Origin of the sequence: Pseudomonas folii (assembly GCF_014357575.1) — a bacterium.
Classification (GTDB): domain Bacteria; phylum Pseudomonadota; class Gammaproteobacteria; order Pseudomonadales; family Pseudomonadaceae; genus Aquipseudomonas; species Aquipseudomonas folii.
The window spans coordinates 1-6,119 of the sequence record NZ_JACONW010000223.1; the positions used below are offsets into that span (position 1 = coordinate 1).

Sequence of the window (6,119 nt, forward strand, 5' to 3'; positions counted from 1 at the left end):
CTCGCGGTGCTCGTGCGCTCCTACAGGTCTAACGTTTAGCGTCCAAAGGACTTAGTTCTGCGCGCCCGGATCACTTCCCGTCAATCTGCGCCTTGGTGTAAAACCCGTCCTTTTCCAGCAGATCGATGTTGTCCTTGGTCAACGGGGTCGGCGTGAGCAGGATCGTGTCGACTTTCTTGCTGCCGTTGTCGTACTGCGAGCTGTAGGTGGGTTTCTCGTTGCGCGCCAGTTGCACCGAGAGCTTGGCGGCCTCGGAGGCAATGAGTTTCAGCGGCTTGTAGACGGTCATGGTCTGCGTGCCATCGATCACACGTTTGACCGCTGCCAGGTCGGCGTCCTGACCCGAGATCGGCACCTTGCCCGCCAGCTTCTGCGCGGCCAGTGCCTGGATGGCACCGCCTGCGGTGGCGTCGTTGGAGGCAACGATGCCGTCGATCTTGTTGTCGTTACGGGTCAGGGCGTTTTCGACAATGCTCAGGGCTTCAGTCGGGTTCCACTCTTTCACCCACTGCTGACCGACGATTTTGATATCACCCTTGTCGATTGCCGGCTGTAGCACCTTCATCTGGCCTTCGCGCAGCACCTTTGCATTGTTGTCGGTCGGCGCGCCGCCGAGCAAAAAGTAATTACCCTTGGGCGCTGCTTTCAACACGCCACTGGCCTGCATCTCACCGACCTTTTCATTATCGAAAGAGATGTATGCATCAATGTCAGCGTTAAGAATCAACCGGTCATAGGACACAACCTTGATCCCGGCTTTCTTCGCTTCGGCAACCGCGTTGGTCAGCACGGTGGCGTTGAAAGGCACGATCACAATGACATCTACCCCACGAGAAATGAGGTTCTCGATCTGTGAAATCTGCTTTTGCTCATTGGCGTCGGCGGATTGTACAAAGACCTTGGCGTCCATTTTTTCCGCTGCGGCGACAAAGTAATCGCGGTCGCGAGACCAGCGCTCCAGGCGCAGGTCATCAATGGAGAAACCGATTTTCGGATGGGCAGGGTCGGCCATGGCCGGAATCGACAGCAGCGCCAAAGCGCCAACCAACAGCGTGCGTTTAAAACTGTTCATGATGGTGCGTCCTTTTATTGTTGTTCGAAGACACTTTTTTTGAAGCCACTGCCTGACGATAGATATCGTGCTGGTAGAACTGTAGAGACTCGCAAGGCGCCACGAGCACAGATTTGTCGCGCGAATGTAACCGGGTTGCTGCGCCTGTGGCCCTTGATTGCAGTCAGCGATAGATGAACTGATTGACGACGTTTTCGAGCATTTCCTGCCTTCCGCTCACGGCTTGCGGATTCAGTTCCTGGGTAAACGCATGTTCGGCCAGAGACTGAAGGGTGAACTCGCCCGCCAGCACTCCCTGGCCCAATGGCTGCTGCCAGCCCGCGTAGCGTTGGTCCTTGAATTGCTGGAGCCGGTCGTTCTGCAGCATGGCCGCAGCGCGTTCGAGGGACAGAGCGAGGACATCCATCGCCGCAACATGACCGTGGAACAGATCGATTTCGTCGAGGCTTTGCCGGCGGACCTTGGAATCAAAGTTGAAGCCGCCGTTCTTGAACCCGCCTGCTTTGAGGATTTCGTAAGTGGCGAGGGTCATTTCCTCGACGCTGTTGGGGAACTGGTCAGTGTCCCAGCCGTTTTGCGGGTCACCGCGGTTGGCGTCGATACTGCCGAAAATCCCTAAAGAGGCGGCCGTCGTGATTTCGTGATGGAAGCTATGACCGGCCAGGGTCGCGTGGTTGGCCTCAATGTTGACCTTGATCTCGTTTTCCAGGCCGAACTGCTGCAGAAAGCCAAACACGGTGGCGCAGTCGTAATCGTATTGATGCTTGGTGGGTTCCTGCGGCTTGGGCTCGATCAACAGATCGCCTTTGAAATTGATCTTGTGCTTGTGCTCAACCACCATGCGCATAAAGCGCCCCAACTGTTCGCGTTCGCGTTTCAAGTCGGTGTTGAGCAGGGTTTCATAACCCTCGCGACCACCCCACAACACGTAGTTGGCGCCGTCGAGTCGCTGGGTTGCGTTCATGGCGCTGAACACCTGCGCAGCGGCGCAGGCGAAGACTTCCGGATCAGGGTTGCTCGCAGCGCCAGCGGCAAAGCGCGGGTTGCTGAAGCAGTTGGCGGTTCCCCACAGCAGCTTGATGCCGCTTTGCTGCTGATGGCGCTCCAGATGATCGACCATCTGCGCAAAATTATTGCGGTATTCCTTGAGCGAGCTGCCTTCCGGGGCGACATCGGTGTCGTGAAAGCAGTAATAGTCGATGCCCAGCTTGGTGAAGAATTCGAACGCTGCCTCGGCCTTGCCCATCGCCACTTCCAGCGGGTCGCCGGGGCGCTGCCATGGGCGTTTGAAGGTGCCTGCGCCGAACACATCGGAGCCCGGCCAGACGAAGGTGTGCCAATAGCAGGCCGCCATGCGCAGGTGCTCGCGCATCGGTTTGCCCAGGATGATTTTGTTCGCATCATAGTGGCGAAAGGCGAGGGGGGAATCGCTGTCAGGGCCTTCGTAGCGAATTCGGTCTATATCGGGGAAATATGGCATTCGCAATGTCCTTGTTGTTTTTATCGGTTGCTCTAATCGATCGTTCTTTTCGGTGCCTCGATACTAGCAACGGCCCTGTTGCTGCCGATTATGAAAAACGTCAACCCGGAGTGCGATTTTGCGTATTGAGATTCTGCGTCTGCGCGCCTAGTCTGTTTCGATAACCGCTGGCTGGCCCAGGACAATAACAATGAAAACCGTACCGCCTGTTCACCGCGTTGCACTGTTGTTCAACGGCGGCAAGATCTACGACCGCGGCATCATCAGCGGTATCGGCAACTACCTGAGCAGTACCCGGGCCTCCTGGGATTTGTTTCTGGAAGAAGATTTTCTCTGCCGCTTGAGAGGTATCGAGCGCTGGCAGGGCGACGGGATCATTGCCGACTTCGATGACCCGATGATCGGCGAGGCGCTGGCCGGGATCAGGTTGCCGGTGGTGGCGGTCGGTGGCTCTTATCAAAACGAGGGGGACTATCCGCGAGGCATCCCTTACGTCGCCACCGATAATCAGGCATTGATGACGCTGGCGTACGAGCACCTTATTGAAGCGGGGCTGACTCGTTTTGCCTGCTTCAGCCTGCCCGAAGCGCAAGCCAATCGCTGGGCTCAGGAGCGGGAGAAAGCCTTTCGCATACTGATGCAGCGCGATGGGCTGCAGGGGGAGATCTATCGCGGCATGGGCACCAGTGCGCCGCTCTGGAACAGCGCTGTCGAACAGCAGATCGCCTGGCTGCAAAGCTTGCCCAAACCCATCGGAATTATTGCCGTCAGTGACGCCCGCGCGCGTCAATTACTTCAGGCTTGCCTGACCGCCGGGATTCCCGTTCCGGAGCAGGTGGCGCTGATCGGTATCGATAACGATCCTCTCACTCGCAGCCTCACCCGCGTGCCGCTGAGCTCTGTTAGCCAAGGCACCGAAACCATGGGGCGCACCGCAGCGCAGTTGCTGCATCAGATGCTGCACGGCATGCCAGCCAAGGGCACGCACATTCTGATTCCGCCGGACTCGATCAACGTCCAGGTATCGAGCCTGCATCAACCGTGGGGTGATCCCTACGTGATGCAGGCGCTGCTGTTCATCCGCCAATACGCTTGCCAAGGCATCAAGACCGCACAAGTCGCGGCTTATGTAGGTGTGTCGCGCTCATCGCTGGAATCGCACTTTCGCCAGGCTCGGGGCTGCAGCGTGCATGACGAAATCCTGCGCTTCAAACTCGATGCAGCGGCCAGCGGGCTGAAGAACACCGATTCGACCATTGCAGACACGGCACGCAGTTGCGGTTTCAAATCCGCGCAGTACCTGCACACCGTGTTTCGTCGCGAGTTTGGCTGTACGCCGCTTGAGTATCGGCAGGAGGTGATGGTTTAAAGGGCATTTCAAATTCAATCCTGTAGGAGCTCACCGAGGTTACGAGGCCAGCGATGGCGGCCTGCCTGACACATCGCGATCGTCGCCGTCGTAACCTCCGACAACTCCTACAGACACCGAGACGTGCACTCTATCTGCGATGGCGGTGTGTCTGATACACCAGGTATGTCCGGGCGCTGACGTGGGACCGGCTTTAGCCGGGAAGAGGCCAGTACAGCCTCAGCATATTTGTCGGCAGAAGTAGCGCCTTCCCGGCTAAAGCCGGTCCCACGTCAAGTTTCAGCGTCTTCAGCAAACCCGGCTATTGAACACCTGGAACCTCATCAAGGCTGCGATACACCGCCAATCCTCGCTGCTGGGCTATTTCAACCATCAGATCCGAGCCTTCTGACGATCCACCGATGCGCAATACGCCGTCACAGCGTTGCAGGAGCTTTTTCGCGTATTCATGAAAATGCTTCTGGAACACTTCGTCACCGATGCTTCTGGAGCCTGCCATTTGCACCAAAGGTAACGCCACCCATTCGGCCACCACCGGGAAGTGCCCGGCACTCAGTAGTTCTGCAGCGGCTGCTTGCATGGCCTGCACATTGGCTGCCAGCAAAGCGGGATCATCACCGGTGCCCGAGCGGTAGGGGCCTGCCACCAGAATCATCAGGCCGGAAGAGGGGGGCATGAGTTGTTTGATGTACTGCAGGAGGATGATGGTTTTACCGTCCATGATCCGGCCGTCGTCGACCATCTCCAGCGCCCGATCGAACGGCAGCTCCAGCACTTCGATGTCCTCACCTTCTTCGGCCAGTCCACCACCGTCATTGATGCGATCTTCCGGCTGGTATTCGCCGACAAAGAAATGCAGGCGTTCAGTCACTGAGCCCGGGCTCATGAACGCGTCATAGATCTTGCGCACCGATTTGACCCTATAGCCGGTTTCCTCTTCGGCTTCCAGGCGGATTCGCTCTTCAGGACTCGCGTTATCCAGCAGGCCTGCAGCCGCTTCGATCAAGTAACCGTCATGCCCGTTGACGAAGGCCGGGATGCGAAATTGCCGGGTAAGAATGACAGTCCGTTTTGCCAGGTTGTAAAGGCCGATCGTGGCGCCGTTGCCCCTGTCGTACACTTCCCGGGTCAGTGCCTGCCAACTGCCGTCCCGGCGCTGTATTTCGAACTCGATATTCTTCAGCAGATACCAGTTATCCGACAGCATGTGTTGGCCTGTGATTCGAACCTTGGGTGTATCCATGGATGGCAGTCCTTTGTGGTCATGTATCGCGAACGGTGGGTTATTTGTCAGCTTCAAAGGCTCATGGTATGTTCCGCCGCCGACATGATCTACATGCAATTGTTGATCAAAACCCCGTAGGACCGGCTTTAGCCGGGAGGGCAGTATTTCTGGCGAAGATGAATTTGCGAATGTACCAACGTCCTCCCGGCTAAAGCCAGTCCTGGGTAATACCGTAAACTGACGCTGACACGTTTCATATTTGCGCAACGGACAGTGCTATTCAAATGCCAAAAAATACTTCCCTACCTGACCACGCCGCGCCTCCCAAGCGTCGCCATATCCCCAAGGGGGATGTGCGCAAACTCGAAATCATTCAAGCCGCCATGGTTATTTTTGCCAGGGATGGATTTGCGGGCGCAACGCTGACTAACGTTGCCAAGGTCGCGGGCATATCGCAAGTTGGGTTGCTTCATCACTTTCCCAATAAGCTCGCCCTGTTGCACGCCGTGCTGCAGCATCGGGATCAATACGTCGCCAGTCGCTTGCAGGAAGCTGATGAGGTGGCGTCACTGGACGGGTTTTTAGCGTTTCTGAAGTTCATCATGAGGTTCAGCACCGAGGACGCCGCCGTCAGTCAGGCTTTGATGATCATCAATACAGAAAGTCTGTCCGTGACTCACCCGGCCAATCGGTGGTTCAGCGAGCGCTTTGAGATTGTGCACGGCCACATTCAAGCTCATCTCAATCTGCTGATCGAGGCGGGCGAAATTCATTCGGACACGGATGTGAAGCAGGTCAGTCTCGAGATTGCTTCGATGATGGACGGGATGCAGATCCAATGGCTACGCGCACCGGATTACGTACCGATTGAGCGTGCCTTCGCCAGGTACCTTGAGCGTCTGGCTTCGGATCTCAAGCCGGCCGGACTCGACTGAGTACGGCCGCTTGATAGTCGGTTATAGCTGGCAGTAGT

General features: G+C 56.9%; 5 protein-coding genes. 2 read left to right on the forward strand and 3 right to left on the reverse strand.

From position 1 onward, the window contains the following. Positions 1 to 70: 70 nt before the first annotated feature. Both xylF and xylA read right to left on the reverse strand, forming a co-directional pair. A complete protein-coding gene (xylF, locus tag H8S59_RS25465; protein WP_095093355.1) occupies positions 71 to 1,072 on the reverse strand; it encodes a D-xylose ABC transporter substrate-binding protein in 1,002 nt (333 codons plus the stop codon). 163 nt (positions 1,073 to 1,235) lie between these two features. Further along, positions 1,236 to 2,552 (reverse strand): xylose isomerase, encoded by a 1,317-nt coding sequence (gene xylA, locus H8S59_RS25470; RefSeq protein ID WP_187523225.1) that lies wholly within the window; start codon positions 2,550 to 2,552, stop codon positions 1,236 to 1,238. Positions 2,553 to 2,742: 190 nt separating this feature from the next. Between xylA and H8S59_RS25475 the strand changes: the two genes are divergently transcribed. Further along, on the forward strand, positions 2,743 to 3,921 hold the full coding sequence (locus H8S59_RS25475; RefSeq protein ID WP_187523226.1) for a XylR family transcriptional regulator: 1,179 nt from the start codon (positions 2,743 to 2,745) through the stop codon (positions 3,919 to 3,921). Positions 3,922 to 4,222: 301 nt separating this feature from the next. On the opposite strand, the gene H8S59_RS25480 is transcribed toward H8S59_RS25475, so the two are convergent. After that, positions 4,223 to 5,164 (reverse strand): NUDIX hydrolase, encoded by a 942-nt coding sequence (locus tag H8S59_RS25480; RefSeq protein ID WP_187523227.1) that lies wholly within the window; start codon positions 5,162 to 5,164, stop codon positions 4,223 to 4,225. A 266-nt stretch (positions 5,165 to 5,430) separates the two neighbouring features. Between H8S59_RS25480 and H8S59_RS25485 the strand changes: the two genes are divergently transcribed. Then, positions 5,431 to 6,081, forward strand: a complete 651-nt coding sequence (locus H8S59_RS25485) for a TetR/AcrR family transcriptional regulator (RefSeq protein ID WP_187523228.1) — start codon at positions 5,431 to 5,433, stop codon at positions 6,079 to 6,081. The last annotated feature ends 38 nt before the right edge of the window (positions 6,082 to 6,119 follow it).